A 26808-nucleotide genomic window follows, 5' to 3' on the forward strand; every position below is an offset into this window, starting at 1 on the left:
CTCCCGGTGCTGACATGGAACCGGGAGCCTTCATCGACGTTACAAGCGCTACGCCTGCGGCAGCTTCTCCAGCTGGGCCTGGATACGGGCGATGTCCTCGTCCGCCTTGGCCAGGCGGCCGCGGATCTTGTCCACGACGTTGTCCGGCGCCTTGGCGAGGAACGCCTCGTTGCCGAGCTTGGCGTTCGCCTGGGCCTTCTCCTTCTCCGCCGCCGCGAGATCCTTCGCCAGCCGCTTGCGCTCCGCGGCGAAGTCGATGACACCGGAGAGGTCGAGGGCGACCTCCACGCCCGCCACCGGCAGCGTCGCCGTCGCCGTGAAGGCGTCGCCCTCCGGCTGGAGCCGCAGCAGCTGCCGGACGGCCGCCTCGTGCGCCGCGAGCGCGCTGCCCGCGAGGGTGAGCCGGGCCGGCACCCGCTGGCCGGGCTGGAGGCCCTGGTCGGCGCGGAAGCGGCGGACCTCGGTGATGACGGACTGGAGCGTCTCGATCTCCCGCTCGGCGTCGGCGTCCCGGAAGCCCCCCGGGGCGTCAGCCCCAGGAACGAACACAGCCGACGGCCACTGGGCGACGACGACCGACTCGCCACCGGTGAGCGTCGTCCACAGCGTCTCGGTGACGAAGGGGACGACCGGATGGAGGAGGCGCAGCGTGACGTCCAGGACCTCACCGAGGACCCGCTTGCTGACCTCGGCGGCCTCGCCGCCCGCCTGGAAGGTGGTCTTGGACAGCTCGACGTACCAGTCGAAGACCTCGTCCCAGGCGAAGTGGAACAGGGCGTCGGAGAGCTTCGCGAACTGGTAGTCCTCGTAGTACGCGTCGACCTCGGCGACGACCGAGTTGAGCCGGGACAGGATCCAGCGGTCGGTCGAGGACATCTTCGACGCGTCCGGCAGCGGTCCCTCGACCGTCGCGCCGTTCATCAGCGCGAAGCGGGTGGCGTTCCAGATCTTGTTGGCGAAGTTCCGGGAGCCCTGGACCCAGTCCTCGCCGATCGGGACGTCGACGCCCGGGTTGGCGCCGCGCGCGAGGGTGAAGCGGAGCGCGTCGGAGCCGTACTTGTCCATCCAGTCCAGCGGGTTGACCACGTTCCCGAAGGACTTGGACATCTTCTTGCCGTTCTGGTCACGGACCATGCCGTGCAGGGCGATGGTGTGGAACGGCGGGGTGCCGTCCATCGCGTAGAGGCCGAACATCATCATCCGGGCGACCCAGAAGAAGAGGATGTCGTAGCCGGTGACCAGGACGGAGTTCGGGTAGAACTTCGCGAGCGAGTCGGTCTGCTCGGGCCAGCCCAGCGTGGAGAACGGCCACAGGCCGGAGGAGAACCAGGTGTCGAGGACGTCGGAGTCCTGGTACCAGCCCTCACCGGTCGGCGGTTCCTCGTCGGGCCCGACGCAGACGACCTCACCCTCCGGCCCGTACCAGACCGGGATGCGGTGGCCCCACCACAGCTGGCGCGAGATGCACCAGTCGTGGAGGTTGTCGACCCAGTCGAAGTAGCGCTTCTCCATCTCCTGCGGGTGGATCTTGACCTTGCCGTCGCGGACGGCGTCACCGGCCGCCTTGGCGAGCGGGCCGACCTTGACCCACCACTGCATGGACAGGCGGGGCTCGATGGTGGTCTTGCAGCGCGAGCAGTGGCCGACGGAGTGGACGTAGGGCCGCTTCTCGGCGACGATCCGGCCCTCGGCGCGCAGCGCGGCGACGATGGCGGAGCGGGCCTCGAGGCGGTCCAGGCCCTGGAAGGGGCCGTGGGCGGTGATGATCGCGTGCTCGTCCATCACGGCGATGGCGGGCAGGTCGTGGCGCTGGCCGATCTCGAAGTCGTTCGGGTCGTGGGCGGGCGTCACCTTGACGGCGCCGGTGCCGAACTCGGGGTCGACGTGCTCGTCGGCGACGACCGGGATGGAGCGGTCGGTCAGCGGCAGCTTGATCAGCTTGCCGACGAGGTGCTTGTACCGCTCGTCCTCCGGGTGGACGGCGACGGCGGTGTCACCGAGCATCGTCTCGGCACGGGTGGTGGCGACGACGATGGTCTCGTCCCCGTCCCCGTACTTCATGGAGACGAGCTCGCCGTCGTCGTCCTGGTACTCGACCTCGATGTCCGAGATGGCCGTCAGGCACCTCGGGCACCAGTTGATGATGCGCTCGGCGCGGTAGATCAGCTCGTCGTCGTAGAGCCGCTTGAAGATGGTCTGGACGGCCTGGGACAGGCCCTCGTCCATGGTGAAGCGCTCACGCGACCAGGCGACACCGTCGCCGAGGCGGCGCATCTGCCCGCTGATCTGCCCGCCGGACTCGCCCTTCCACTGCCAGACGCGCTCGACGAACGCCTCGCGGCCGAGGTCGTGCCGGGACTTGCCCTCCTTGGCCAGCTCCCGCTCGACGACGTTCTGCGTGGCGATGCCGGCGTGGTCCATGCCGGGCTGCCACAGCGTCTCGAAGCCCTGCATCCGCTTGCGGCGGGTCAGGGCGTCGATGAGCGTGTGCTCGAAGGCGTGCCCGAGGTGCAGGCTGCCGGTGACGTTCGGCGGCGGGATGACGACGGTGTACGGCGGCTTGTCGCTGTCCGCGTCTGCCTCGAAGTAACCCCGTTCTACCCAGCGCTCATACAGCTTCCCCTCTACCTCGGCCGGCGTGTACTGGGTCGGCAGTTCGGTGGTGGGCGCGGGCTGCGGCTGCTGAGAGTTCTCGGTCACGGGGGTCAGTTTACGGGCGTCACGACCCTGTCCCGAAACGCGTTTCCTCTGTAACGGTGTGGCCCCCGGTGACCTGCGCAGGCCATCGCTGCGTCAGGATGTCAGCACCACGTAAGCATCTGGAGGGGAACCCAGTAATGAGTCACAACCAGCCGGGCCCGTACGGCGGGCAGCCCCAGCAGCCCGGACCGTACGGCCAGCCGGGACCGTACGGCCAGCAGCCGCCGCAGGCCCCCCAGCCCGGCTACGGCTACCCCCAGCAGACGCCTCCCCCGCAGCCGGGCTACGGCTACCCGCAGCAGCAGCCCCAGCAGGGCGGCGTCCCGCCGCAGCAGCCGCCGTACGGCCAGCAGGCGCCGTACGGTCAGCAGCCGTACGGGATGCCCCAGCCCCCGGCGCCGGGCGGCGGCAAGAAGAAGACAGGCCTGATCATCGGCGCGGTCGCCGTCGTGGCGGCGATCGGCGTGGGGGCGTACTTCGTGTTCGGCGGGGGCGGGGGTGCCGGCGGCTCGGACATCGCGGACGACGGGCCGCACAAGCTGACGACTCCGGCGACGGTGCTCGGTGAGTACAAGAAGGGCGAGAGCGACAGCGGCACCATGGACGCGAGCGACCTGAAGGACGCCGAGTCCTGGGGAGTGAAGGACGCCAAGGACGTCAGCGCCTCGTACTCGACCGAGAACAAGGACAACCCGCTGGCCAGCAAGCAGATGATGTTCGCCGGTGTCTACGGCACCATCGACGACCCCGAGGCGGCCGTCGACGCGATGTTCGCCCACATGAAGAAGGAGAGCGAGAAGGGCGGCAGCGACGAGGACATCACGATGCAGGGCGACCCGAAGGAGTACAAGCCGGACTCCCTGGAGGGCGCGATCATCAAGTGCCAGGAGGCGGAGGTCGACAACTCCAACGGCAGTGCGAACGAGCCCAAGAAGATGAACATGACGTACTGCATCTGGGGCGACCACAGCACGCTGGGCTGGGTCATGCCGATGGACATCCTCGACATCGCGGCCGGAAAGAAGCCCGACCCCGCCGCGTCCGCCGAGATTACCGCCAAGCTCCGCAAGGAGGTCCGCGTCAAGCTCTGACGCGGGCGCGTGAACGCATGCGGAAGGGGCCCGGTCGGTCGACCGGGCCCCTTCCGCATGGGCTTGTTGCCTACGCCGTCTTCTGCTCGCCCGAGCCCCGCCCCCGCGAATCCCGCGGAATCAGCGTCGGGTTGACGTTGGAGAGGACCACGTCCGCCGTGATGACTACGCGGGCGACGTCCTTGCGGGACGGGACCTCGTACATCACGCCCTGGAGGACTTCCTCCATGATGGCGCGCAGGCCACGCGCGCCGGTCTGGCGGAGGATGGCCTGGTCGGCGATGGCCTCCAGGGCCTCGCGCTCGAAGTCCAGCTCCACGCCGTCGAGTTCGAAGAGGCGCTCGTACTGCTTGACGAGGGCGTTGCGCGGCTCGACGAGGATCTGGAGGAGCGCCTCGCGGTCGAGGTTGTGGACCGAGGTGATGACCGGGAGGCGGCCGATGAACTCGGGGATCATGCCGAACTTGACCAGGTCCTCCGGCATGACCTGCTCGAACTGGTCCTTGGACTCGGTCTCCCGCTTGGAGCGGATCTGCGCGCCGAAGCCGATGCCCTTGGCGCCGGCCCGGCCCTCGATGATCTTCTCCAGACCCGCGAAGGCGCCGCCCACGATGAACAGGACGTTCGTCGTGTCGATCTGGATGAACTCCTGGTGCGGGTGCTTGCGGCCGCCCTGGGGCGGGACCGAGGCCGTGGTGCCCTCCAGGATCTTCAGCAGGGCCTGCTGGACGCCCTCGCCGCTGACGTCACGCGTGATCGACGGGTTCTCGCTCTTCCGCGCGACCTTGTCGATCTCGTCGATGTAGATGATCCCGGTCTCGGCCTTCTTGACGTCGTAATCGGCGGCCTGGATCAGCTTGAGCAGGATGTTCTCGACGTCCTCGCCGACGTACCCCGCCTCGGTGAGCGCCGTGGCGTCGGCGATCGCGAAGGGCACGTTCAGCATGCGGGCGAGGGTCTGGGCGAGGAGGGTCTTGCCGGAGCCCGTGGGGCCCAGCAGGAGGATGTTGGACTTCGCCAACTCGATGGCGTCGTCGCGGCCTTGGGCGCCGCCGTTCTCGCCGGCCTGGACCCGCTTGTAGTGGTTGTACACCGCGACGGACAGGGCCTTCTTGGCGGCTTCCTGGCCGACCACGTAGCCCTCGAGGAACTCGTAGATCTCGCGGGGCTTCGGGAGCTCCTCCCAGCGCACCTCGCTGGTCTCCGCCAGCTCTTCCTCGATGATCTCGTTGCAGAGGTCGATGCACTCGTCGCAGATGTACACACCGGGCCCTGCGATGAGCTTCTTGACCTGCTTCTGGCTCTTGCCGCAGAACGAGCACTTGAGCAGATCGCCGCCGTCACCGATGCGTGCCACGGTGTGCTTCCCCTTCGCCTGGGAGACGCCTGGCCGCCGACGTGACGTCAACGGCCGGCGGACTCCTGGTGCTGCCTTATGTCCGACGGTACCTTGCCGGGCCCCCCGTCCGGGCCCCCCTTGGCACGGTTCCCTTTGACGTGAACCGCGTCAAACCGTGCCAAGGAGCGGCAGACGATACAGCCTCCCGCCTCAGCGGAGGGAGGAGTTGTCCATCTTCCGGGTGGTGATGATCTGGTCGATCAGGCCGTAGCTCAGCGAGTCCTCGGCCGTGAGGATCTTGTCGCGCTCGATGTCCTCGCGGATCTTCTCGACCGGCGTGGTGGAGTGCTTGGCCAGCATCTCCTCCAGCTGCGAGCGCATCCGCAGGATCTCGTTGGCGGCGATCTCCAGGTCGGAGACCTGGCCGCGGCCGGTCTCGCTGTAGGGCTGGTGGATCAGGACGCGGGCGTTCGGCAGCGCCATGCGCTTGCCCGGCGTACCGGCGGCCAGCAGGACGGCGGCGGCGGAGGCGGCCTGGCCCATGCAGACCGTCTGGATGTCCGGCTTCACGTACTGCATCGTGTCGTAGATGGCCGTGAGCGCCGTGAAGGAGCCGCCGGGGCTGTTGATGTAGACCGAGATGTCCCGGTCGGGGTCCATCGACTCCAGGCACAGCAGCTGCGCCATGACGTCGTTGGCGGAGGCGTCGTCGATCTGGACGCCGAGGAAGATCACGCGCTCCTCGAAGAGCTTCGCGTACGGGTCGTACTCGCGCACGCCCTGCGAGGTGCGCTCGACGAAGCGCGGGATCACGTAGCGGGACTCGGCACTCGGGCCGGTGTACTCGGCGCGCGTGCGGTCGTACAGGCCGCTGCCGGGGAAGTCGTTCACAGTGTCTCCTGGAAAGGGGCTGAGGCGTCGGCTGGGGGCAGGCTGGGACACGCTCCTGGGCCCCGCTGGGGCCCGGGGAGGGCTCAGGCCCCGGTGCCGCCGCCGCCCGGCATACCGGCGGCCGTGGGGATGACGTCGTCGATGAGGCCGTACTCCTTGGCCTCGAAGGCGTCGAACCAGCGGTCGCGGTCCGAGTCGCGGGTGATCTGCTCGACCGTCTGGCCGGTGTGCTGCGAGGTGAGCTCGGCCATGCGCTTCTTGGTGTGCAGCAGCCGCTCGGCGTGGATCTTGATGTCCGAGGCCGAGCCGGCCAGGCCGGCGGAGGGCTGGTGGATCAGGATCTCGGCGTTCGGGAGCGCGAAGCGCTTGCCCGGGGTGCCGGCGCTGAGCAGGAACTGCCCCATGGAGGCCGCGAGACCCATGGCGATCGTCACCACGTCGTTCTTGATGAACTGCATGGTGTCGTAGATCGCCATGCCCGCCGTGATCGAACCGCCCGGGCTGTTGATGTACAGGAAGATGTCCTTGTCCGGGTCGGCGGCAAGGAGCAGCAGCTGTGCGGTGATCTTGTTGGCAATGTCGTCGTCGACCGGCTGGCCGAGGAAGATGATCCGCTCGTTGAGCAGCCGGTTGTAGACCTGGTCGCCGAGGCCACCACCGATGGAAGGCTCGCCGGCGGCGGAGGGCATCAGATTCGTCACGTAATCCACCTGCTCGTCTTACGACGGCGCCGGGCCGTCTCACGTTTCCCTGCGGGGCTGGAGCCGCTTTCGGGGACTCCCCTGCCCTCGTATTCATGGACCCTAACGCGCAGGGCCTGCGGCGCCATCCCGGTTCCGCGGGTGTTCGCCGGGGGCGTAGCGCTCCGCGGCGGTGCGGTTGCGGGATCGCGCCGTTGCGGTGCGTGTCCGTCGCCGGATGCGGGCCGTCTGTGGCTGGCCGCGCAGTTCCCCGCGCCCCCGGGTCGGCTGCCGGTCCGTACGCCGAAAGGGCCCCGGCGTCGGTCGCCCGGGGCCCTTCCTGCGTGCGTACGGTGAAGCCGCGGGTGGTCAGCCCTCGGTCTTCTCCTCGGCCTTGTCGTCACCGGACTCGGCGGACTCGGCGGCGGCCTCGGTGGCCTCCTCCGTCTCCTCCTCGTCGTCCAGGTCGACGACCTCGCCGTTGGTGTCCTTGACCGTGGCCTTCTCGACCACGACGGCCAGGGCCTTGCCGCGGGCGACCTCACCGACGAGGAGCGGGACCTGGCCCTGCTCGACGACGGCCTGGGCGAACTGGTCGGGGGACATGCCGGAGGAGGAGGCGCGGCGCATGAGGTGCTCGGTGAGCTCCTCCTGGCTGACGTTGAGCTTCTCCTGCTTGACCAGCTCGTCGAGGACGAACTGGGTCTTGATGCCCTTGACCGCGGCCTCGCGGGTCTCGGTGTCGAACTCCTCGGCGGTCTTGCCCTGGAGCTCGAGGTACTTCTCGAGGTCGAGGCCCATCTGGCCGAGCTGGTGGTGCTCGAGGTTGTGCTTACGGGTGTTGATCTCGTCCTCGAGGAGCTTCTCGGGGACCGGGACCTCGACCAGCTCGAGCAGCTTGTCCAGGACGCGCTCCTGGGCCTGCGTGGCCTGGTCGTACTGCTTCATGTTGGCGAGGCGCTTGCGGCTGTCGGCGCGCAGCTCCTCCAGGGTGTCGAACTCCGACGCGAGCTGCGCGAAGTCGTCGTCCAGCTCGGGCAGCTCACGCGCGGCGACCTGGGTGACCTTGACGGTGACCTCGGCCTCCTTGCCGGCCGCCGAGCCGCCCTTGAGCTCGGAGGTGAAGGTGGCCTCGCCACCGGCCTCCAGGCCCTTCACGGCGTCGTCGATGCCCTCCAGCAGCTCACCGGAGCCGATGGTGTAGGAGACGCCGTCGGCGACGCCGTCCTCGAGGACCTCGCCGTCGACCTTGGCCTGCAGGTCGATGGTGACCACGTCGCCGTCCTCGGCGGCACGCTCGACCGGGGAGGTGGAGGCGAAGCGCTCGCGCAGCTGCTCGACCGACTTCTCCACGTCCTCGTCGGTGACCTCGACGGCGTCGACCTCGACCTCGATGCCGGAGTAGTCCGGGATCTCGACGGTCGGGCGGACGTCGACCTCGGCGGTGAAGTTCAGCGTCTCGCCGTCCTTCAGCTCGGTGATGTCGACCTCGGGCTGACCCAGCGGGTTCAGGTCGGCCTCGTTGACCGCGTCGGTGTAGAACTTCGGGAGCGCGTCGTTGACGGCCTCCTCCAGAACGGCGCCACGACCGAACCGCTGGTCGATGACCCGGGCGGGGATCTTGCCCTTGCGGAAGCCCTTCACCGTGACCTGCTGGTTGATCTTCTTGTACGCCGCGTCGAGGCTGTCCTTGAGCTCCTCGAAGGGCACCTCGACAGTGAGCCGAACCCGGGTCGGGTTCAGGGTCTCCACGGCGCTCTTCACGGTTCGGTCTCCTTGGTGGCTGACTTCTTGGGTTCTGCCGGGGCCAGCGGGGCGTCCGGCGGATTCGCCGCCCGGAGACTTCAGACTCTGAGACACACGGGCGTGCAGCTTGCATAGTAACGGCAGCGACTACACCGCCCAAAAGGCGATCACCCGGTGATCGGTCGGTGGTCGGGGTGGCGGGATTTGAACCCACGGCCTTCCGCTCCCAAAGCGGACGCGCTACCAAGCTGCGCCACACCCCGTCTGGTGCGACACGTAGGGTACATGCCGCCAGGCGCCGGGCACGCGTGGTTTCCCGGGTACCCGCGCACGTGCCCGTGGACTTGGGCGCGGACCGGAAGGGGTGTGCGGGAAAGCGGTGCGACCCGCTACGATGCCTTCAGTGCCGCGGTCACCGACCTGCGGCGCGCGCTGTGCGGGCGTAGCTCAATGGTAGAGCCCTAGTCTTCCAAACTAGCTACGCGGGTTCGATTCCCGTCGCCCGCTCCGAGAGGCCTCCGGCCCGGTTCCTTCAGGGGACCGGGCCGGAGGCCTTTGTGCCGTCCGCCGGTCACCGGCGGCCGGCCGCTCCGGTCAGAACTGGATCGAGTTGATCGTGTCCGCTATCGAGTTCAGGAACCGCTGGATGTCGTCGGCCATGCCCGTCGAGGCCAGGAAGAAGCCGAAGAGGACCGCGACGACCGCCGGGCCCGCCTTGATGGAGCCCCCTCGCAGCAGCACCACCAGGATGATCGCCAACAGCAGCACCACTGACAGTGAAATGGCCACAACTGATCACACCCTCGATCGGTCCGCTCTCCCGGCCCGGAGGTGCGGCCGCGCACACCCCCGCCAGGACCATCGTGCCACCAACCGGGCTCCGTCATGCGGCAGGTGACGCATCGTCGGCCGGTTCCCGGGGTCCGGCACTGCCCCGCACACGCGGACCCACCCCATGATCCCACCCCGCACAAAATTTCGACATGACACCCGTGCGGGGAATTCCGGCCGCTTCGTTTCGATGTCCACACAACGCGTTCGCAGATATTTCGAATTACCTCGGGAACCACACCGACAGGCACATCACAGGGAGATCACAGGTTCACGTGGAGGCCCGGCCAGGCCATTGAAGCGGGCATTCGAGGGGAGTCACCCTCCGGCCTTATGCACTGTTTAGTCATGACGTGTCGTGACAAGTAGGGCGCACTGGATGCCCCTCAGGTGTCCGGCGGCTTTCCGCTCTGTGGCGGAGGTCATGCCGCCGCCCGGGACAAGTTCCCCGAATTGCGGGGTACTCGCCAGGCACTCGGGATCCGAATGCAGGAATGACGTCGAAGGTTTTACGGAATCCCACGAGAACGCTAGGGTGCCTCAGATGTTCTACGCTGCCTCGTCCCCCACCAGAGCAGCGAGGTCCTGTGACAACTCGCCGATTTCCCGGCGGGGGGTTGCATGACGAGCTCGCTGCGACCGCACGGCGACCGGAAGACGCCGTCCCCGCCGGATCAGCAGACTCGACCGAGCCGACAGCGCGACGCGTTCTTCGACAACGCCAAGTACCTGGCGATCGTGCTGGTCGGCGTCGGCCACGCCTGGGGTCAGCTCCTGGACGGCAACCGGACGGTGGAGGCCCTCTACCGGGCCCTGTACACGTTCCACATGCCGGCGTTCATCATCATCTCCGGCTACTTCTCGCGCAGTTTCGACCTGAGCCCCAAGCGCGTGAAGCGCCTGATCACCGGCGTCGCCGTCCCCTACGTCGTCTTCGAGATCGGCTACGCGCTGCACCGCCGCGTCAGCGAGGACCCGTCCAACGACCTCAGCCTGCTGGACCCCACCTACCTCCTGTGGTTCCTGTGCGCGCTGTTCATCTGGCGGCTGACCACCCCGATCTGGCAGACGGTCCGCTGGCCGCTGCCGATCGCCCTGGTGATCGCGGCGCTGGCCTCCGTGACGCCCAGCATCGGCAACGACCTGAACATGCAGCGGGTGCTGCAGTTCCTGCCGTGCTTCGTGCTGGGCCTGGTGCTGCGCCCCGAGCACTTCCAGCTGGTCCGGCGCCGCTCGGTGCGGATCGCCGCCGTGCCGGTGGTCGCGGTGGCGGTGGCCGTCGCCTGGTGGTCGGTGCCGCGCATGGAGACCGGCTGGTTCTACCGCAACGCCGCCGTGCAGTCCACGGACGCCCCCTGGTGGTCCGGTCCCGTTCTGACGCTCGCGCTCTTCGGCTGCTCGATCGTGCTGACCGCCTGCTTCTTCGCCTGGGTGCCGGGCCGGCGCATGTGGTTCACCGCGCTCGGCGCGGGCACGATCTACGGCTACCTGCTGCACGGCTTCGTGGTGAAGGAGGGCACCTTCGCGGGCTGGTTCCACGATCCCGCGTGGGACACCCCCGTCGGCGAGATCGGGATCACCGTCCTGGGAGCCACCCTCATCACCCTGCTGTGCACCAAGCCCGTCCAGCGGGTCCTGCGGTGTGTGGTGGAGCCGAAGATGGAGTGGGCCTTCAAGACGGGCGAGCGGGACTCCGGTGAGGCGGCCCGGGGCCGTGAGAAGCGGGGGCGGAAGGCAGAGGGACGCGAGACGGGCGCCGACGCGGCGCGCGCGTCCAGCGAGGCCGGCGAGAAGGTGTCCGTCTGACGACGTCCGTCCCCTGATGTTCTGGGGCTCTGCGGCCTAACGCCCGTTCGGCAGACCGAGGAGTGCGCGCATCCGCGTGTACTTCTCGGTCAGTCGTGTGCGCGTGGCGCCGTCGAGGACCGCGAGCCGTGCCGGGTCGGCGTTGTGTGCCAGGTCCGCCTCCTTGACCAGCGCTGCGCCGGGCGTGGCGAGGATGCGCGCCGCGTACTCCTCGGGCGGCTCCCCGGCCCGCTTGGTGAGGGCCAGGACGATGTCCTCGGTACGGCGGCTCAGCGCGGCCCCGCGCAGCCAGTCCTCGGACAGCGCGTCGTCCTCGACGGCGTCGTGCAGCCAGGCCGCCGCGATCTGCTCGTCGTCCCCGCCACGCAGCCGCACGCCCTCGGCGACGGCCCTCAAGTGCTCGGCGTAGGGCCGTCCCGCCTTGTCGGTCTGCCCGGCGTGGGCGGCGCGGGCGACGGCCTCCACCTCGGCCAGGGAGAGCCGGGCGCAGGGAGTGGGCGGCGTGGCGGGTGCGGGTGTGGGTGTGGGTGTGGTGTCGGACACCGGGCCAGTGTGTCAGTCCGCCGTCGCGGAGGGGCCGGTGGCCGTGATCCGGGCCGTGGCGATCTGGGCCGTCGAGGGCCGGGCCGTGGCGGTCTGGGCCGTCGGGCCCTCCCGGCAGATCAGCAGCAGGGCCCGGTCGTCGTTGACGTCCTTGGCCACCGCTTCGATCAGATGCCAGGCGGCGCCGTGGAAGCCGCCCGCGACGTAGCGGTCGGCTTCGCCGGTGAGGCGGTCGATGCCCTCGGCGATGTCCCGGTCCGAGGTCTCCACCAGTCCGTCCGTGAACAGCATCAGCACGTCTCCGGGGCGCAGCGAGCCCTTCACGGAGTCGAACTGCGCACCGTCGTACACACCCAGCAGCGGCCCCTCGGCCGACTTCTCCTCCCAGCGGCCGGTGCCGGCGCTGAGCTGGAGGCCCGGCGGATGTCCTGCCGAGTACAGCTCGTAGTCGCCGGAGTCGAGGTCCAGGACGAGGTGGATGGAGGTGGCGAAGCCCTCGTCCCAGTCCTGGCGGAGCAGGTAGCCGTTGGCGGCGGGCAGGAAGGCGTGCGGGGGCAGGCTGCCGAGCAGTCCGCCGAAGGCGCCCGACAGCAGCAGGGCACGCGAGCCCGCGTCCATGCCCTTGCCGGAGACGTCGGTGAGGACCACCTCCAGCGTCCGGCCGCCGTTGGTACGCGCCGCGACCACGAAGTCACCGGAGAAGGACTGGCCGCCGGCCGGGCGCAGCGCCATCTCGCGGTGCCAGCCCGGCGGCAGCCCCGGCAGCTTGCTCTGCACCCGGATGCGTTCGCGCAGGTCGAAGAGCATGGTTCCGCCGCGCCGCCAGGGCACGCCGACCCGGCTGCGGAACTGCGCGACCAGCAGCCCGAAGAAGCCGCAGGCCGCGACGACCAGGACCACGCCGGGGGTGACCCGCGAGGGCCCCTCGGTGTACGGGCCCAGCTGCACCGACTCCACGATCAGTGCCGTGGCCGCCGCCGCGTACAGGCCCAGCAGGCTCGCCGGGCGCAGCAGCAGGCCGCCCGCGACGATCGGCAGGACCAGTGCGGCGGGCGCGCACCACACCGAGTTGATCATCGTGGTGGCCGCGATGACGGGGATCGTCAGCAGCAGTCCGGCCAGCGCGATCCAGTCCGAGCCGTCGCCGCGGAAGTAGTCGACGGCGGATCTGCGCATGCCGACGCGGGCCCGGTGCCACTGCTTCTTCCACCGGGCCGTGAAGGTGTCGGCCGCCGCGCGCCGCTGTCGTCCTGCTGCCATTAGTTCGGGACCCTATCCATCGGACCGGGCGCTTGGCACGGGAGGTCCCGCTTGTCCCCCGTCCGAGGCCCGACTTCACAGTGAACTTCACGAACGGCCCTCGCGCGGCAACCTGACGGAAATTGCCTCGCCCGTCCTGCCCGCCCCTGGTACGCATGGCCCATGAGCGATGACAGCGGCGATCTGACGCGGACCGGCCTGCGGACACTGCGGCGCGGCGAGTGGGACACGTGGTACGGGACACTGGTCCGTGCCTTCGGCGGGGTTCCGGAGTCGGCCGAGGAACTGGAACTCTTCAGCTCGCTGACCGAGACCGACCGCTCGCTCGGCGTCTGGGACGGCGACGAGTGCGTGGGTACGGCGGGGTCGTTCAGCTTCCGGATGACCGTGCCCGGCGGTTCCGTCGTGCCCGTGGCGGGCGTCACGATGGTGGGCGTGGCCGCCACGCACCGGCGCCGGGGTGTGCTGACGTCGATGATGCGGCGGCAGCTGGACGACGTACGGTCCCTGGGCGAGCCGCTGGCCGTGCTGACGGCCTCCGAACCGGCGATCTACGGCCGGTTCGGGTACGGCGCCGCGACCTTCCAGGTCAACGCGGAGATCGACACCACCCGGGTCCGGCTGTCGGTGCCGGACGGCACGGATGACGTACGGCTGCGGTACGCGGCGCCCGGTGACGTGCTCGACGCGTGCGAGGCGGTCTACGCGCGGCTGGTGACGGGGCGGCCGGGCATGCTGGTCCGCCGGCCCGGCTGGGAGCGGCTCGGGCTGCTGGACCCGGAGAGCGACCGGGAGGGGGCGTCGCCGCTGCAGTGCGTCCTCGCCCGGCGGGGCGGTGAGGTGACCGGGTTTGCGCGGTTCCAGGTGCGGCCCGCCTGGCGCAGCGAGGGGCCCAGCGGCACGGTGGTCCTCAAGGACCTGGCCGGGCTGGACCCGGCGACCGAGGCGGCGCTGTGGCGTTTCCTGTTCGGCATCGACCTGACGTCGACGCTGGCGGTGCGGGGGCGGCCGGTGGACGAGGCGTGGCAGCACCAGGTGTCGGACCTGCGGCGGTGCGGGCCGGTGCTGCAGGACGGGCTGTACGTGCGGCTGGTGGACGTGGGGTCGGCGCTGGCGGCGCGCACGTACCAGGCGCCGGTGGACGTCGTGTTCGAGGTCGAGGACGCGTTCTGCCCCTGGAACGCGGGGCGTTGGCGGCTGAGCGGGGATGCGAAGGGGGCGTCCTGCGAGCGTACGTCCGACGCCGCGGACCTGGCGCTGTCGGTACGGGAGTTGGGCGCGGCGTATCTCGGGGGCGTGAGCCTGGCGTCGCTGGGCGCGGCCGGGCGGGTGCGTCAGGTGCGGCCCGGGGCGCTGGCGGAGGCGTCGGTGGGGTTCGGGTCGGACGTCGCGCCGTGGTTGCCGCACGGGTTCTGAGCGGGACCGACAGCGCCTAGGCGCGTCCTGGCTGGCAGGTCGGGCACCAGAAGAGGTTGCGGGCGGCCAGGTCCGCGGTGCGGACGGGGTCGCCGCAGAGGTGGCAGGGCTGGTTCGCGCGGCGGTAGACGTAGACCTCGCCGCCGTGGTCGTCGACGCGGGGCGGGCGGCCCATGGCCTCGGGGGTGTGCTCGGGGCGGACGGTGTCGATGCGGTTGTTCTTCACGCCCTCGCGCATGAGGGCGGTGAGGTCGTGCCAGATCGCGTCCCATTCGGCGGGCGTGAGGGACGTGCCGGGGCGGTACGGGTCGATGCCGTGCCGGAAGAGGACCTCGGCGCGGTAGACGTTGCCGACGCCGGCGATCACCTTCTGGTCCATGAGCAGGGCGGCGATGGTGGTGCGGCTGCGGGAGACGCGGCGGTAGGCCGCCCGCGGGTCGGCGTCCGGGCGCAGGGGGTCGGGACCGAGGCGGTCGTGTATCGCCTGCTTCTCCGGGTCCGTGATCAGGGCGCAGGCGGTGGGGCCGCGGAGGTCGACGTAGGCGGCGTCGTTCGCCAGGCGGAGCCGGACGGTGTCCGTGGGGGGCGGGGCCGGGGCCGGTCCGAAGGTGACCTTGCCGAAGAGGCCGAGGTGGATGTGGACCCAGTCGGCCGCGCCGAAGCCGAGGAAGAGGTGCTTGCCGTGGGCCTCGGTGCGGGTGAGGGGGGTGCCGGTGAGGAGGGCGGCGGCGTCGGAGAACTTGCCCTGGGGGCTGGTGACCCGCGGTGCCGTGCCGGCGGTGAAGGCGGCGGCGTAGTCCTTGGCCAGCCGGTGGATGGTGTGCCCCTCTGGCACGAAGGTGTCCTTTCGTTCTTCTTCGCCCGGACCCCACCCTCCCCGGTGCCCACGCACCGGGGAGGGCGCCGGTGTGCCGCTACTGCTGAGGGTGGTGGGCGGGGACCGGCGGGAGGTCGCCCGTCGTCTCGTAGGCGGTGAGCATGTCGATGCGGCGGACGTGGCGTTCGTCGCCGGAGAACGGGGTGGCGAGGAAGGTCTCGACGAACTTCGTCGCCTCCTCCTGCGTGTGCATACGGGCGCCGACCGCCACGACGTTGGCGTCGTTGTGCTGGCGGCCGAGCGACGCCGTCTCCTCGCTCCAGGCCAGCGCCGCGCGCACGCCCTTCACCTTGTTCGCCGCGATCTGCTCGCCGTTGCCGGAGCCGCCGATCACGATGCCGAGGGCGCCCTGGTCGGCGGCCGTGCGCTCCGCGGCGCGCAGGCAGAAGGGCGGGTAGTCGTCCTGGGCGTCGTAGATGTGCGGGCCGCAGTCGACGGGCTCGTGCCCTGCCGCCTTGAGCCACTCGACGAGGTGGTTCTTGAGTTCGTAGCCCGCATGGTCCGAGCCGAGATACACGCGCATGCGTCGAGTGTGACACGGGGGGTATGGGGCGGCCGCGCCGGGTGCGGGGTGTGAAAACACTGAGTGAAACTATGGAACCTCAGGAAAAGCTCAAGTAACGATCCGAAATCAAAGGTTCCTGAATTCGTTCACCTCCGTTTCACTGGTCCGGCTCGTACACCGCTTGTACGAGGAAGTGCACGACCGGCGCAAAGGAAACACCCCCATGACTTCGCAGCCGACCCTGACCAAGGCCGAGGACGGCCCCGGAAAGCCCGGCGAACCCGGGTCCGGGCTCCAGGCCGGGCTCAAGAACCGCCATCTGTCGATGATCGCGATCGGTGGTGTGATCGGGGCCGGGCTGTTCGTGGGCTCCAGTTCCGGCATCGCCACCGCCGGCCCCGGAATCCTGCTGTCGTACGCCCTCGTCGGCACGCTCGTGGTGCTGGTGATGCGGATGCTCGGCGAGATGTCCGCCGCCAACCCGACCTCGGGTTCCTTCTCCGCGCACGCCGACCGGGCGCTCGGGCCCTGGGCCGGGTTCTCCATCGGGTGGCTGTACTGGTTCTTCTGGGTCGTCGTGCTGGCCGTGGAGGCGACGGCCGGGGCGAAGATCCTGGAGGGCTGGATACCCGCCGTGCCGCAGTGGGGGTGGGCGCTGATCGTGATGGTGGTGCTGACCGCCACCAACCTCGCCTCGGTGGGGTCCTACGGGGAGTTCGAGTTCTGGTTCGCCGGGATCAAGGTCGTCGCGATCGCGGCGTTCATCGTGGTCGGCGGGCTGGCCGTCTTCGGGCTGCTGCCGGGCGTGGACAGCGAGCAGGCGGGGCTGGCCAATCTGACGGAGCACGGCGGTTTCCTGCCCCACGGGGCGGGCGCGATCCTGACCGGAGTACTGCTGGTCGTCTTCTCCTTCATGGGCAGCGAGATCCCCACCCTGGCCGCCGGTGAGTCCGAGGACCCGCAGCGGGCCGTCACCAAGGCGACCAACAGCATCATCTGGCGCATCGCCGTCTTCTACCTGGGCTCCATCTTCGTCGTGGTCGCGCTGCTGCCCTGGGACTCGCAGTCGATCATCGACAAGGGCTCGTACGTCGCCGCGCTGGACTCCCTCGGGATCGCCAACGCCGGTCAGATCATGAACTTCATCGTGCTGACGTCCGTGCTGTCCTGTCTGAACTCCGGGCTCTACACGGCCTCCCGCATGGCCTTCTCGCTCGGTCAGCGCGGTGACGCGCCGCGGGCGTTCGCCCGGACCACCGCGCGGGGCGTGCCGCGGACGGCGATCCTCGTCTCCGTGGTGTTCGGTTTCGTCGCCGTGTTCTTCAACTACGAGTTCCCGGACTCCGTCTTCCTCTTCCTCGTCAACTCCTCCGGCGCCGTGGCCCTCTTCGTGTGGCTGGTGATCTGCTTCTCGCAGCTGCGGATGCGGAAGATCATCCAGGCCGAGGCGCCGGAGAAGCTGGTGGTGCGGATGTGGCTGTTCCCGTACCTGACCTGGGCGGCCGCCGCCGTGATCGTCTTCGTGCTGGGCTACATGCTGACCGACACGGAGCACAACGGGCGTACGACCGTGCTGCTGTCGCTGCTCGTCGCGGCGCTGGTGCTCACCGTCGCGGTCGTCAAGCAGAAGGCCACCGCGCGGAAGGTCCTCGCCGGCGAGGACTGACCGCGGGTGTCGGCGCACGAGAAGGGGCCGGCCCGGTCGCGGAAGCGATCGGGCCGGCCCCTTCTCGTGTCCGTGCGGGCCGGCTACTTCTTGCCGGCCAGCTTCCAGGCGGTGGGCAGCACGCCCATCGCCAGCGCCGCCTTCAGCGCGTCGCCGATCAGGAACGGCGTCAGGCCGGCCGCGATCGCGGCGGTGAGGGACATGTCGGCGGCGAGAGCCAGGTACGGCACGCCGACGGCGTAGATGACGGCCTCGCCGAGCAGCATGGTGCCGGCCATGCGCAGCATCGAGCGGTCGGCGCCGCGGCGGGCCAGGGCGCCGACGACGGTGGCGGCGAGCAGCATGCCGAAGACGTAGCCGAGGGACGGGGCGCCGACGCCGGAGCCGCCCTCCGCGAACCACGGCACGCCCGCCATGCCGACCAGGGCGTACAGCGCGAGCGAGAGCAGGCCGCGCCCGGCGCCGAGGGACGTGCCGACGAGCAGCGCGGCGAAGGTCTGGCCGGTCACCGGGACCGGGGAGCCGGGGACGGGCACCGCGATCTGGGCCGCGACGCCGGTGAGCACGGCACCGCCGGCGACCAGCGCGACGTCCCGGACCCGGGAGGAGGGGATGAGGTCGGCGAGGACCTGGCCGGAGCGGGTGGGAAGGGCAGCGGTGCTCATGGGGGACTCCGCGGGTGGTGTGGACATGTCGGGACAGCGCGACGCTATCCCAGCGTGCCGGACCCGATCACCGGCAGCGCTCGACAAAGGGTCGATCGGCGCCTTGGTGGGCTCCCGACAAAGACGCGGCATACACGTGGTTGGGGGTGATATCGGTCACCGCGAGGGGGAGGCGGGCGTCACCCATAAGCGGAATTCCGCATTCGGACGATCACGTTCCGTGTCGGCGCCGTCCGTATCGTGGGCAACCGGTGTCGCCGACGGGCGCCACCCCGGAAACTGTGGGCGATTTTACCCTGCCCCCGCCCCCCACGCATTGGACGAGCCGCCCCATGTCCAACAGCACCACCACCAAGGCGCCGACCGAGTCGCACGACGACGCCTCCCTCTCCCACGGCCTCAAGCAGCGCCACCTGTCGATGATCGCCCTCGGCGGGGTGATCGGCGCCGGGCTGTTCGTCGGCTCGGGCGCCGGTATCGCCGCCGCCGGGCCCTCGATCGTCGTCGCCTACACCCTCTCCGGCCTCCTCGTGATGCTGGTGATGCGGATGCTGGGCGAGATGTCGGCCGCGTACCCGTCGTCGGGTTCCTTCTCGGCGCACGCCGAGCGGGCGATCGGGCCCTGGGCCGGCTTCACCGCGGGCTGGGCGTTCTGGGTACTGCTGTGCACCGCCGTCGGCCTGGAGGGCATCGGCGCGGCGGCGATCGTCCACGGCTGGCTGCCGGGCACGCCCGAGTGGGTGTGGGTGGCGCTGTTCATGGTGGTGTTCTGCGGGACGAACCTGGCCGCCGTGAAGAACTTCGGCGAGTTCGAGTTCTGGTTCGCCGCGCTCAAGGTCGGCGCGATCACCCTGTTCTTGGTGCTGGGCGTCCTGGCGATCGCCGGTGTCCTGCCCGGCACCGACTCCCCCGGCACCTCCCACCTGAGCGACTTCCTGCCCAACGGCGGCAACGGCCTGATCATCGGCCTGCTCGCCTCGGTCTTCGCATACGGCGGCCTGGAGACGGTGACCATCGCGGCGGCCGAGTCGGAGAACCCGGTCAAGGGCGTGGCGAGCGCCGTACGGACGGCGATGTGGCGGATCGCGCTGTTCTACATCGGCTCCATGGCGGTCATCGTGACCCTGGTCCCCTGGGACTCCCCCGAGGTCGTCGAGAAGGGCCCGTACGTCGCCGCCCTCGACGAGCTGGGCATCCCCGGCGCCGGTGAACTGATGAACGTCGTCGTGCTGGTCGCGCTGCTGAGCGCGATGAACGCCAACATCTACGGCGCCTCCCGCATCGGCTACTCGCTGGTCGAACGCGGGCAGGGCCCGAAGGCGCTGGGCCGGGTGTCGGGCGGGGTACCGCGGGTCGCGGTGCTGGTCTCGTCCCTCTTCGGCTTCGGCTGCGTACTGCTCAGCTACTGGCGGCCGGACGATGTCTTCGCCTGGCTGCTGAACATGATCGGCGCGGTCATCCTGGTCGTCTGGATCTTCATCGCCGTCTCCCAGCTGCGGCTGCGGCGTCGTCTGGAGCGGGAGGCGCCCGAGAAGCTGGTGGTGCGCATGTGGGCGTACCCGTGGCTGACGTGGGTGGCGCTGGCGGCCATGGCGGCGGTGTTCGTGCTGATGGCCCGCGAGCCCGACACCCGGGTGCAGCTGTACTCGACGGGCGGCATGACGCTGGTCCTGGCGGCCACCGGCTACGCCTGGCAGCGGCGGCGGGCGCGCGGTTAGCCGCCGCGGGCCCGTCCGGGGCCGCGCCCGCACCGGCCGCCCGCGGCACTCGGCCCCGCCGGGCCGGAGCCCGGCGGGGCCGAGAAGGTATTCCCCGCGATGACGGCGTCAGCCGTTACGCCGCCGAGTACCCGAAGTAGTTGCCGTTGGCCGGGAGTCCGCCCTGGCCCGGCTGGTACGTGGTCGCGGGCCTGCTCGTACCGCCCGCCACGGCGTTCGGGAACGGCAGGACGTGCAGGGCTCCGGTGGCGGTGGGCCCGTAGGGCATACCGGCGTAGAGGTTCCGCGGGGTGAAGTGGATGCTGGTGCCCAGCTTGTCGCCCTCACCCGGCGAACCGGGGATGCCGTCACCGTCGCCGGCCTCGACCCACAGGTCGTTGGCGCCCGCCGCGCCCATCAGCGAGAAGGTGTGGATGGCACCGGCGTCGGCGACGCCCGCGAGATCCTCACCGGGGACGCCCACGGCGACCTTCAGGGTGGCGGCGGAACCGACCTCCCGGGGCGCGGTGTTGACCGCGCTCAGGGCCGAACCCACGCCGTCACCGGCCTCGATCGTGCCGGAGCGGTCGTCGGTGCCCGTGCCCTGGTTGAGCGCGTGCATGTACTCCCAGGTGCCGTCGGCCTTGATGTGCACGAGCATCACGTTGCCCGCGCCGGCCCGCTGCGCGCCACCGGTCTCGGCGGGCAGGGCCTCGCCGGGCGAGCCGATCGCGAGGATCGAGTCGGTGGCCGTGGCCGCGCCGGACGGACGGTAGGCGACCAGCGCGAGGGCCTGGGCGAACTTGTCGCCGGCCTCGGCGCCGCCGCTGATCTTCTCGTTGTCCTGATCCATGCCCGTGACCACGGTGGGCCGGCCGTCGGCGTCCAGCTTGTGGCTGAGCACGGCCAGGTTGCCGGCGTTCGCGTCGCCGCCGATGGCGTCACCCGGAGCACCGATGGCGATGAAGTTGGCGTCGCCCGTGACGGACGTGCCGAAGGCGTCGCCGGCCTCGGACGCGCCGGGGACGTTCGCGGTGTCCTGGTTGATGTCGATGTTGGTGTCGCCGTGCACGTAGTAGGCGGCACCCGCCTTGGCGAGCGAGCCGAGCGCCTCACCCGGCGTGCCGATCAGGATCCACGGCTTGCCCTCGGCGGTGGTGCCGGCGGCGAGGGAGACGCCCATCCGGTCGCCGCTCTCGGGCGTGGAGTTGCCTATGGCGCCGTTGCCGGAGCCCTGCTCGAAGTGGCGGGCGGCGGGGCCGCTGCCGAGGCCGTCCTTGCCGCCGAACAGGATGTCGACGAAGCCGGCGTCGACCGCGCTGCCGACGTTCTCCTCGGAGGCGGTGACGACGAGGTCGGTGTAGCCGTCCTCGTTGTAGTCGACGGTCGCGAGGTGGCCGCCGAAGTGGTCGCCGGCCTCGGCGCCGCCGGGCACCCAGTCGAGGTCCTGGGTGATCTCGGCGATGCCCTTGCCGCCGCCGTGGACGACCCGGACGAGGCCCGCGGTGGTGTCGCCGCCGACCGTGGCCATCGGGTCGCCGATGGCGATGTCCTCGACGGCGTCGCCGTTGAAGTCGACGATGCGGGTGGCGCCGGCCTTCTCTTCGATCCAGGAGGCGAGGTCGTCGACGCGCGCGATGACGCCCGCGGTGGAGGTCTGGGTCTCGGCGGTGCCGAGGCAGCCGCCCTGGAAGGACTGGCTGTTGAGGCCGACGAGCTTGCCGCCCGAGACGACCGGGCCACCGGTGTCGCCCATGCAGGCGGCCGCGCCGTCCTTGCCGGTGACGCCCGCGGAGGTGGCGGCGGTGGAGTCGACGGTGTAGGTGCCGGTGTGCAGCTTCAGCGGTACCCACTCGGTCTTCGTACGGCCGTATCCGGCGAAGGTCAGCTCCGCACCGGTGGCGGGCGCGGTGGTGGCGAGCTGGGCCGGGGTCACGTTGGTGACGGGCCGGTTGAGGCGGGCCAGGACCACGTCGCGGTCCGTGCGCGGCACGATCTCGACGACGCGGCGCTCGGCGCCCTGCGTGCCGGAGAGGTCGGAGCGGCCGATGACGGCGGTGGTCGCCCTGGCGGGGACGCCGGCCGGGACGGCGAGCGAGGCGGCCGGGTTCTCGGCGAAGCAGCTGGCCGCGGTGAGCAGCCATTCGGCGTCGACGAGGACGGCGGAGCAGCCGCGGTCGTGGGCGCCGACGGTGATCTGCGCGGTGTAGGCGTGGGTGGTGTCCGAGTCGGCGACCGGCGTGCCGCCGGTGACGGCGACGGCGGGTGCCGCGGTCAGCGCGAGCGACCCGGCGGCCAGGACCGCGCCGAGCGCGGCCAGACGAGGACGTCTTATGGAAGACATACGAGTGGTTTCCCCAATCACAGAGTGATGTCGGTCAGTTGGTGACGCGGATCTCGACCAGGACGTGGTCCCGGCCGTCGACGGACTCGCCGACGCCCGCCCACGTGTCCGCCGGGATGTCGTACTCGACCTGGTCGCCCTCGGCGGTCATCTCCAGGTGGGTGTTGGCGGAGTCGTCCGTCTTCACCCCGTGCACCGCGGGGAGTTCGAGGGTCAGCCAGCCCTCGTCGGCGGTGACCTTGAAGCAGACATCGTCGTGGTCGCGCGCGAGGAACTGCAGGAGGTCGCCCCCGGCGGCGCAGTCGGCGAGCACGATGTGGCCGTCGCCGCGCTTGAGGACGATGTCCTGCTCGGCCAGGATCTTGTCGGCGTTCGGGTAGTTGTAGTCCTCGACGGCGTAGCCGGGCGCGGCCTCGGCGACGGTCTCGGTGGCGGGCCCGGCGGCACCCGCGCCGCCCTGGGCGAGCACGGCCCAGGTGAGGGCGCCGGCGGTGGCCGCGGCGCCCAGAATGCGCACGAGCGTATTGCGTGACTTCATCACAGTCCTAGAAACTCGACAGCTTTCCGGGGTCAAGCCCCTTATCGAAGCGGGCACTTGGCGAATACGTCCAATTCCTAAAACGGACAGAAATCGGGCAACCGGCGAGTTCGGGCCGTGATCCGTGTCACCCCGGAAAGGGTTGTAGTGATCTTGACAACGACTTCGTAACGGCTCGCTGTGCAAGCGGCCGAGAGGCGTCCGGAAAAGCGGTGAGGTCGCGGAGAAGAACTCCGCGACCTCACCACCCTGCGCCGTCAGGCCAGTCAGCTCGTCTTGTCGAGCTTCTGGGTGATCGGGCCGTCCGGATCGAAGTGGAAGTACAGCGTGTCCTGATCGTCCACGTAGAGCTGGATCCCGCCGGTCTTGCCGAGCCCGCCGTCCTCGATCAGCAAGTACACGAAATCGCTGTTGCTGGCCGGGTCCTCATACTCCCAGCTGCCGTGGAAATCGACCGGATCCGTGCCCTCGCGCAACGTCACACCGGTGGCCGAGAACGTGCCCTCCACCGACAGCTCGATCTGCCCGCCGTCGTCGCCGCGGTACACACCCGGCAGCTTCTCCGGGTCGACCGCCGCCGAGCACCCCGAGACGAGCACCGCCGAAGCGGCGAGCACGGCGAAGAGCCACCGCCCGCGCGATCCCTCGCGCATCACGGGCCCAGCGTGACGTTGAACTCGATCACCTGGGTCTTGGGCGACATCGGCCCCTCGTCACCGACGACCTTGTCGACGAACGCGCCCACGGTGTCGCTCCACCAGTCCGTGTACCCGATGACCGGCGGGTGCGTCGCCGACTCGATGTCCGACTCGTTGTACGCGGTGTAGCGCCAGGTGACCGACCCGTCCGGGTTCTCCCGGATGGGGGTCATGCGGACGTTGTGCGAGCCCATGAACGTGTACGCGAGGTTGCCGGTGAGCCCGGCCGTGGTGAGCGTCCCGTAGTCACTGATGTACTTGCCGGCGCCGCCGAAGCCGGCGAGCCGGTAGTCGTCCTCGTAGGTTCGGCCCAGCTCGTACTTCCCGGTGCGCTGCATGTTGAGGAAGTTTTCGAGGACTGCCTGCGTGTGCTCGTGCTCACGGTAGATGCGGGTGAACTCGTCGTCGGGGCCGAAACACTGCGAACTGGGGCCGGTACCGGTCAGCCAGCTCCACCCCAGTTCCCACGGGTTGTTGTTGTTCCTGTGCTCGATCGGATCGCCGAAGGGCGTGAGGCAGCTCTCGGCGCCGTCGGGCAGGCCGGTCTTGCCGTCGATCGGCACCTTGGAGTTGTCGATCGCGTTCTGAATCGCCTCCCGGACCGCGGCCTCGGCGACCTCGACCCACGCCGCGGTCGCGGCAACGGCCGCCTCGGCGTGCGACTTGCCTGCCGCGAGCTCTGCCTGCCGGGCCTTCGACGCGGAGGCCTGCGCGTCAGCGGCATAGGCCGCGGCAGTCGAGGCGGAGCGCACGGCCCGGTTGGCCGCGTCCCGCGCCACACTGCTCGCCTTGCGGGCCGCCGCGGCGGCGTTCTGCGCGGTCTGCGCGGATTTGGCGGCGGCGGCCGCGGAGGCTTCGGCGGCCGCCGCGTTCCGGCGGGCCTCCTCCGCGGAGGCCTTGGCGTCGGCCGCCCAGCCCTCGGCCTTGCTGGCCCACTCGGTGGCCTCCTCGGCGGCCTGCCGGGCGACGGCCGCGGCCTCGGAGGCGCGTGCCGCGTCCTCGAGCGCGTCCTCGGCGATCTTGGCGGCCCGTGCGATCGCCGCCCGGATCGCGCTGATGTGCGTGGCGTGATCGTGGTCGATGCGCGCGAACTCGTGCTGCGTCGTACCGATGAACTGGCGCAGCATGTGCGTGTCGCCTTCGAGCGCGACCTTCGCCGCGGCCTGTACGTACGGGCCGCCGCTCGCCAGGAGCGTGGTGGCCGCCACCCTGTCGTCCTCGCGGACGGCCGCGGCGCGCTCCACGTGCAGGAAGGTGTGCAGCGCCTCGGCAGAGCCGTCCGTAAGGGCGGCCTCGGCGGCACGCCGTACGGCGGTACCGGTGGAGGAGTCCGCGAGGAGCGTGGTGATCTCGACCTCGTTGTCGTCCCTGGCCGCCTCGACCGCGCCCTTCTCCAGGAAAGTCCTGATGGTCGCGGCGTCCTCGGTCCCCAGCGCCGCCGCGGCGGCCTCGGCCACGTTCTGCGTGGAGATCGCGGCGATGGCCGCGGCGTTCTCCGCGTTGTCCTGCTCCAGCGCGATGACCCGGTCGGCCTCGATCCAGCGCAGTACGTCCTCGTCGACGCCGGCCAGCGCGTACGCGGCGGCCTCCCGGGTCCAGGTACCCGACCCGTCGAGCAGCCGGACGGCGGCCTGCCGTCCCTTGCTCACGGCCTCTCCGGTCCGGCCGTCCTTGAGCGCCGCCTCCATCGCGGTGATCAGCGCGACGAGTTCCTCGGACAGCCGCGCCTCCTGCGTACGCTCCCGGTTGGCGCGCTCCAGGCGGTCGGTCTCCTCGCTCCGCAGCTGCTTGGCGACCTCGATCGCTTCCGCGGTCTCCTCGTTCAGCCGCGCGATCTCGGCGTCACGGGCTTCCTGCTCGACCTCCCTCGCCTCGGTGACGGCGTCGTACGCCTTGTTCGCCGCTTCGACAGCGGCGTTCGCGGCGATGGTGGAGCGGTTGGCGTAGTCCACGGCCTTGCCGGCGTTCCGGGCCGCCTCCTCGGCGGCGGCGGCCGCCTTCTCCGCGTGGTCGGCCGCGCTGTCGGCGGCGGCGGACGCGGTACGGGCGGCGGCGGCAGACCTGCGGGACAGCGCCGAGGCGCGGCTCGCGGCCGCCGTGGCCCGGCCGGCGGCGGCCTCGGCGATGGAGGCCTGGCGCTGCGCCTCGGCGGACTCGGCCCGCGCGGCACCGGAGGCCACGGCGGCGTCGGCGGAAGCGCGGGCTGCGGCGGCCGAGTTGACCGCGGCACCCGCGGCGGCGTCGCCCGCGGCCCTGGCCGCGTCGGAGGCGAAAGCCGCGAGCTTGGCCTTCGCGGCCACGGTGCGCACCCAGCCGACCATGGCCCGCGCGGCCTGCGCCGCCTGGTTGGCGGCCTCCGCCATGTTCGCGTTCTTGGAGGCGCTGATCGCGGCACGGTAGGCACGCGACGCGGCGCGCCCCGCCGCCGCGGCGGCGGCCGCGGCCGCGTTCGCCGCGGCCACCGAACGCCGGGCGGCGGCCTGCGCCGTACGCGAGGCGGACACCGCGGTGCTCGCGGCCGCCGCGGCGCCCTGGGCCGCGCGCGCGGCCTTGTTCGCCGCCCGGGCGGAACGCTGCACGTCCTGTTCGGCCGCCTGCGCCTCGGCCTTCGCCTCCAGCGCGGCCGCCTTGGCCTTGGCGGCGGCCTGGACCGCCTGCTCGGAGAGCTCGACCGCCTCGTCGGTCTTGCGCTCGGCGCGCCGTCCCTCCGACTCCACGATCTTGACCAGCTGCTGGATCTCCGCCGACTCCTCGTCCCGCGCCCGGGCGATGTACTGCCCCGTCGTCAGGAACCACTGGATGGCCCGCGGCGATCCGTCGTCGAGCGCCCGCTCCGCGTACTCCCGCACCTGCGGCGAGGCGGTCACGAGGATGGAGGTCACCTGGACGCGCTGGTCCTCGTCGTGCGCGTCGTACTGCCCGCTGCTGAGGAAGTCCCGCAGCGCGAAGTCCGTACCGGCTTCGAGCGCCTCGGCGGCATCGCGCTTGACGGCCCTGCCGCCGTGCGCGTTGACCGTGGTCACGGCCACCTGGAGGTCCTCGGACACGGCCGTCGCGAAGCCGCCCTCCAGATAGGCCGCGGCCGCCGCGTCCCCGCCGGACAGCGCCTGCCCGATCCCGGCACGCGTGGCCTTGCCCGCAGTGACCAGGGCCTTGGAGAGCGTGAACCGGTTGTCCTCGGCCGTGGCCGCCGGCAGCCTGTCGGCGAGGAACGTGGTCACGGCGTCCGCGTTGCCCACGAGCGCCGCCGCCGCGGCCGTGCGCACCGCGCGGCCGCCGGTCTTGTACGCGTGCACCACCTTGCCGCGGTCGGTGTCGGGCAGCCGTGTACCGCCGTCGGCCGCCGCCGTGCCCGCCGCGTACGCGGGCCGGGACCCGAACACTCCCAGAGGGAGTGCGGTACCTGCCGCGATCCCCCCGAAAATAGCCAGTGACTGGCGTCTGCTGAATATCTGCCGTGATGGTGACATCACGACTCCCTTCTCGTTTACGAGGGGAAATCTCGCCGCCCCCCT

The 26808-nt window shown here is 70.7% G+C and carries 20 protein-coding genes and 2 tRNA genes; 6 read left to right on the forward strand and 16 right to left on the reverse strand.

The features are described 5' to 3' along the window. Positions 1-48 precede the first annotated feature (48 nt). The gene (locus AMK11_RS03970; protein WP_073723042.1) at positions 49-2700 is read right to left on the reverse strand and encodes a valine--tRNA ligase; all 2652 of its coding nucleotides are present in this window, start codon (positions 2698-2700) and stop codon (positions 49-51) included. Positions 2701-2837: 137 nt separating this feature from the next. Between AMK11_RS03970 and AMK11_RS03975 the strand changes: the two genes are divergently transcribed. Then, entirely contained in the window at positions 2838-3791 is a 954-nt protein-coding gene (locus tag AMK11_RS03975; protein WP_073723044.1) for a hypothetical protein, read from the forward strand. Between the two features lie 70 nt (positions 3792-3861). Here the strand turns inward: AMK11_RS03975 and clpX are convergent, their stop codons facing one another. The 5 genes from clpX to AMK11_RS04000 form a co-directional block, all read right to left on the reverse strand. Next, positions 3862-5148, reverse strand: a complete 1287-nt coding sequence (gene clpX / locus AMK11_RS03980) for an ATP-dependent Clp protease ATP-binding subunit ClpX (protein ID WP_073723047.1) — start codon at positions 5146-5148, stop codon at positions 3862-3864. A gap of 192 nt (positions 5149-5340) precedes the next feature. Continuing rightward, positions 5341-6021, reverse strand: a complete 681-nt coding sequence (locus tag AMK11_RS03985) for an ATP-dependent Clp protease proteolytic subunit (protein ID WP_073723049.1) — start codon at positions 6019-6021, stop codon at positions 5341-5343. Positions 6022-6104: 83 nt separating this feature from the next. Further along, a complete protein-coding gene (locus tag AMK11_RS03990) occupies positions 6105-6710 on the reverse strand; it encodes an ATP-dependent Clp protease proteolytic subunit (RefSeq protein ID WP_073723932.1) in 606 nt (201 codons plus the stop codon). Positions 6711-7070: 360 nt separating this feature from the next. Next, complete coding sequence (gene tig / locus AMK11_RS03995; RefSeq protein WP_073723051.1) at positions 7071-8465, reverse strand: trigger factor; 1395 nt, start codon at positions 8463-8465, stop codon at positions 7071-7073. Positions 8466-8633: 168 nt separating this feature from the next. After that, positions 8634-8710 (reverse strand) — tRNA-Pro (locus AMK11_RS04000). A gap of 173 nt (positions 8711-8883) precedes the next feature. Between AMK11_RS04000 and AMK11_RS04005 the strand changes: the two genes are divergently transcribed. Then, a tRNA-Gly gene (locus AMK11_RS04005) sits at positions 8884-8954 on the forward strand. Between the two features lie 87 nt (positions 8955-9041). Here the strand turns inward: AMK11_RS04005 and AMK11_RS04010 are convergent. Beyond that, the gene (locus tag AMK11_RS04010; protein WP_073723053.1) at positions 9042-9236 is read right to left on the reverse strand and encodes a hypothetical protein; all 195 of its coding nucleotides are present in this window, start codon (positions 9234-9236) and stop codon (positions 9042-9044) included. A 663-nt stretch (positions 9237-9899) separates the two neighbouring features. Here AMK11_RS04010 and AMK11_RS04015 point away from each other — a divergent pair. Next, positions 9900-11084, forward strand: a complete 1185-nt coding sequence (locus tag AMK11_RS04015; RefSeq protein WP_073723055.1) for an acyltransferase family protein — start codon at positions 9900-9902, stop codon at positions 11082-11084. A 36-nt stretch (positions 11085-11120) separates the two neighbouring features. Here AMK11_RS04015 and AMK11_RS04020 read toward each other — a convergent pair whose 3' ends face one another. Both AMK11_RS04020 and AMK11_RS04025 read right to left on the reverse strand, forming a co-directional pair. After that, positions 11121-11549, reverse strand: a complete 429-nt coding sequence (locus AMK11_RS04020; RefSeq protein WP_198941304.1) for an HD domain-containing protein — start codon at positions 11547-11549, stop codon at positions 11121-11123. Positions 11550-11639: 90 nt separating this feature from the next. Continuing rightward, positions 11640-12887 (reverse strand): PP2C family protein-serine/threonine phosphatase, encoded by a 1248-nt coding sequence (locus tag AMK11_RS04025; protein WP_073723057.1) that lies wholly within the window; start codon positions 12885-12887, stop codon positions 11640-11642. A 162-nt stretch (positions 12888-13049) separates the two neighbouring features. Between AMK11_RS04025 and AMK11_RS04030 the strand changes: the two genes are divergently transcribed. After that, on the forward strand, positions 13050-14303 hold the full coding sequence (locus tag AMK11_RS04030; RefSeq protein WP_073723059.1) for a GNAT family N-acetyltransferase: 1254 nt from the start codon (positions 13050-13052) through the stop codon (positions 14301-14303). A 16-nt stretch (positions 14304-14319) separates the two neighbouring features. Here the strand turns inward: AMK11_RS04030 and AMK11_RS04035 are convergent, their stop codons facing one another. Then, complete coding sequence (locus tag AMK11_RS04035) at positions 14320-15138, reverse strand: Fpg/Nei family DNA glycosylase (RefSeq protein ID WP_073723061.1); 819 nt, start codon at positions 15136-15138, stop codon at positions 14320-14322. Between the two features lie 79 nt (positions 15139-15217). Next, on the reverse strand, positions 15218-15703 hold the full coding sequence (locus tag AMK11_RS04040; RefSeq protein ID WP_073723063.1) for a ribose-5-phosphate isomerase: 486 nt from the start codon (positions 15701-15703) through the stop codon (positions 15218-15220). Positions 15704-15908: 205 nt separating this feature from the next. Here AMK11_RS04040 and AMK11_RS04045 point away from each other — a divergent pair, with 205 nt between their 5' ends. Further along, positions 15909-17351: an amino acid permease gene (locus AMK11_RS04045; protein ID WP_073723065.1), complete on the forward strand. Its 1443-nt coding sequence runs from the start codon at positions 15909-15911 to the stop codon at positions 17349-17351. 83 nt (positions 17352-17434) lie between these two features. Here AMK11_RS04045 and AMK11_RS04050 read toward each other — a convergent pair whose 3' ends face one another. After that, entirely contained in the window at positions 17435-18016 is a 582-nt protein-coding gene (locus tag AMK11_RS04050; protein WP_073723067.1) for a biotin transporter BioY, read from the reverse strand. 332 nt (positions 18017-18348) lie between these two features. On the opposite strand from AMK11_RS04050, the gene AMK11_RS04055 reads away from it, so the two are divergent. Then, complete coding sequence (locus tag AMK11_RS04055; RefSeq protein WP_073723069.1) at positions 18349-19734, forward strand: amino acid permease; 1386 nt, start codon at positions 18349-18351, stop codon at positions 19732-19734. A gap of 115 nt (positions 19735-19849) precedes the next feature. Here AMK11_RS04055 and AMK11_RS04060 read toward each other — a convergent pair whose 3' ends face one another. The 4 genes from AMK11_RS04060 to AMK11_RS04075 all read right to left on the reverse strand — a co-directional run bounded on the left by AMK11_RS04060 (position 19850) and on the right by AMK11_RS04075 (position 26676). Next, entirely contained in the window at positions 19850-22057 is a 2208-nt protein-coding gene (locus tag AMK11_RS04060; protein ID WP_073723071.1) for a S1 family peptidase, read from the reverse strand. 34 nt (positions 22058-22091) lie between these two features. After that, the gene (locus tag AMK11_RS04065) at positions 22092-22595 is read right to left on the reverse strand and encodes a hypothetical protein (RefSeq protein ID WP_073723073.1); all 504 of its coding nucleotides are present in this window, start codon (positions 22593-22595) and stop codon (positions 22092-22094) included. Positions 22596-22861: 266 nt separating this feature from the next. After that, complete coding sequence (locus AMK11_RS04070) at positions 22862-23248, reverse strand: hypothetical protein (protein ID WP_073723075.1); 387 nt, start codon at positions 23246-23248, stop codon at positions 22862-22864. Continuing rightward, positions 23248-26676: an ALF repeat-containing protein gene (locus AMK11_RS04075; protein WP_241846884.1), complete on the reverse strand. Its 3429-nt coding sequence runs from the start codon at positions 26674-26676 to the stop codon at positions 23248-23250. Before AMK11_RS04075 ends, AMK11_RS04070 begins: the two co-directional genes overlap by 1 nt. Between the last annotated feature and the right edge of the window lie 132 nt (positions 26677-26808).

The organism is Streptomyces sp. CB02414 (genome assembly GCF_001905385.1).
GTDB lineage: Bacteria > Actinomycetota > Actinomycetes > Streptomycetales > Streptomycetaceae > Streptomyces.

Excerpts from the sequence above, each read along its gene's own strand:
- AMK11_RS04070 (WP_073723075.1), bottom strand. The coding sequence starts at position 23,248 with ATGCGCGAGGGATCGCGCGGGCGGTGGCTCTTCGCCGTGCTCGCCGCT.
- AMK11_RS04030 (WP_073723059.1), top strand. The coding sequence starts at position 13,050 with ATGAGCGATGACAGCGGCGATCTGACGCGGACCGGCCTGCGGACACTG.
- AMK11_RS04065 (WP_073723073.1), bottom strand. The coding sequence starts at position 22,595 with ATGAAGTCACGCAATACGCTCGTGCGCATTCTGGGCGCCGCGGCCACC.
- AMK11_RS04015 (WP_073723055.1), top strand. The coding sequence starts at position 9,900 with ATGACGAGCTCGCTGCGACCGCACGGCGACCGGAAGACGCCGTCCCCG.
- AMK11_RS04045 (WP_073723065.1), top strand. The coding sequence starts at position 15,909 with ATGACTTCGCAGCCGACCCTGACCAAGGCCGAGGACGGCCCCGGAAAG.
- AMK11_RS04055 (WP_073723069.1), top strand. The coding sequence starts at position 18,349 with ATGTCCAACAGCACCACCACCAAGGCGCCGACCGAGTCGCACGACGAC.
- AMK11_RS04025 (WP_073723057.1), bottom strand. The coding sequence starts at position 12,887 with ATGGCAGCAGGACGACAGCGGCGCGCGGCGGCCGACACCTTCACGGCC.
- AMK11_RS03990 (WP_073723932.1), bottom strand. The coding sequence starts at position 6,710 with ATGCCCTCCGCCGCCGGCGAGCCTTCCATCGGTGGTGGCCTCGGCGAC.
- AMK11_RS04050 (WP_073723067.1), bottom strand. The coding sequence starts at position 18,016 with ATGAGCACCGCTGCCCTTCCCACCCGCTCCGGCCAGGTCCTCGCCGAC.
- AMK11_RS04040 (WP_073723063.1), bottom strand. The coding sequence starts at position 15,703 with ATGCGCGTGTATCTCGGCTCGGACCATGCGGGCTACGAACTCAAGAAC.
- AMK11_RS03975 (WP_073723044.1), top strand. The coding sequence starts at position 2,838 with ATGAGTCACAACCAGCCGGGCCCGTACGGCGGGCAGCCCCAGCAGCCC.
- AMK11_RS04060 (WP_073723071.1), bottom strand. The coding sequence starts at position 22,057 with ATGTCTTCCATAAGACGTCCTCGTCTGGCCGCGCTCGGCGCGGTCCTG.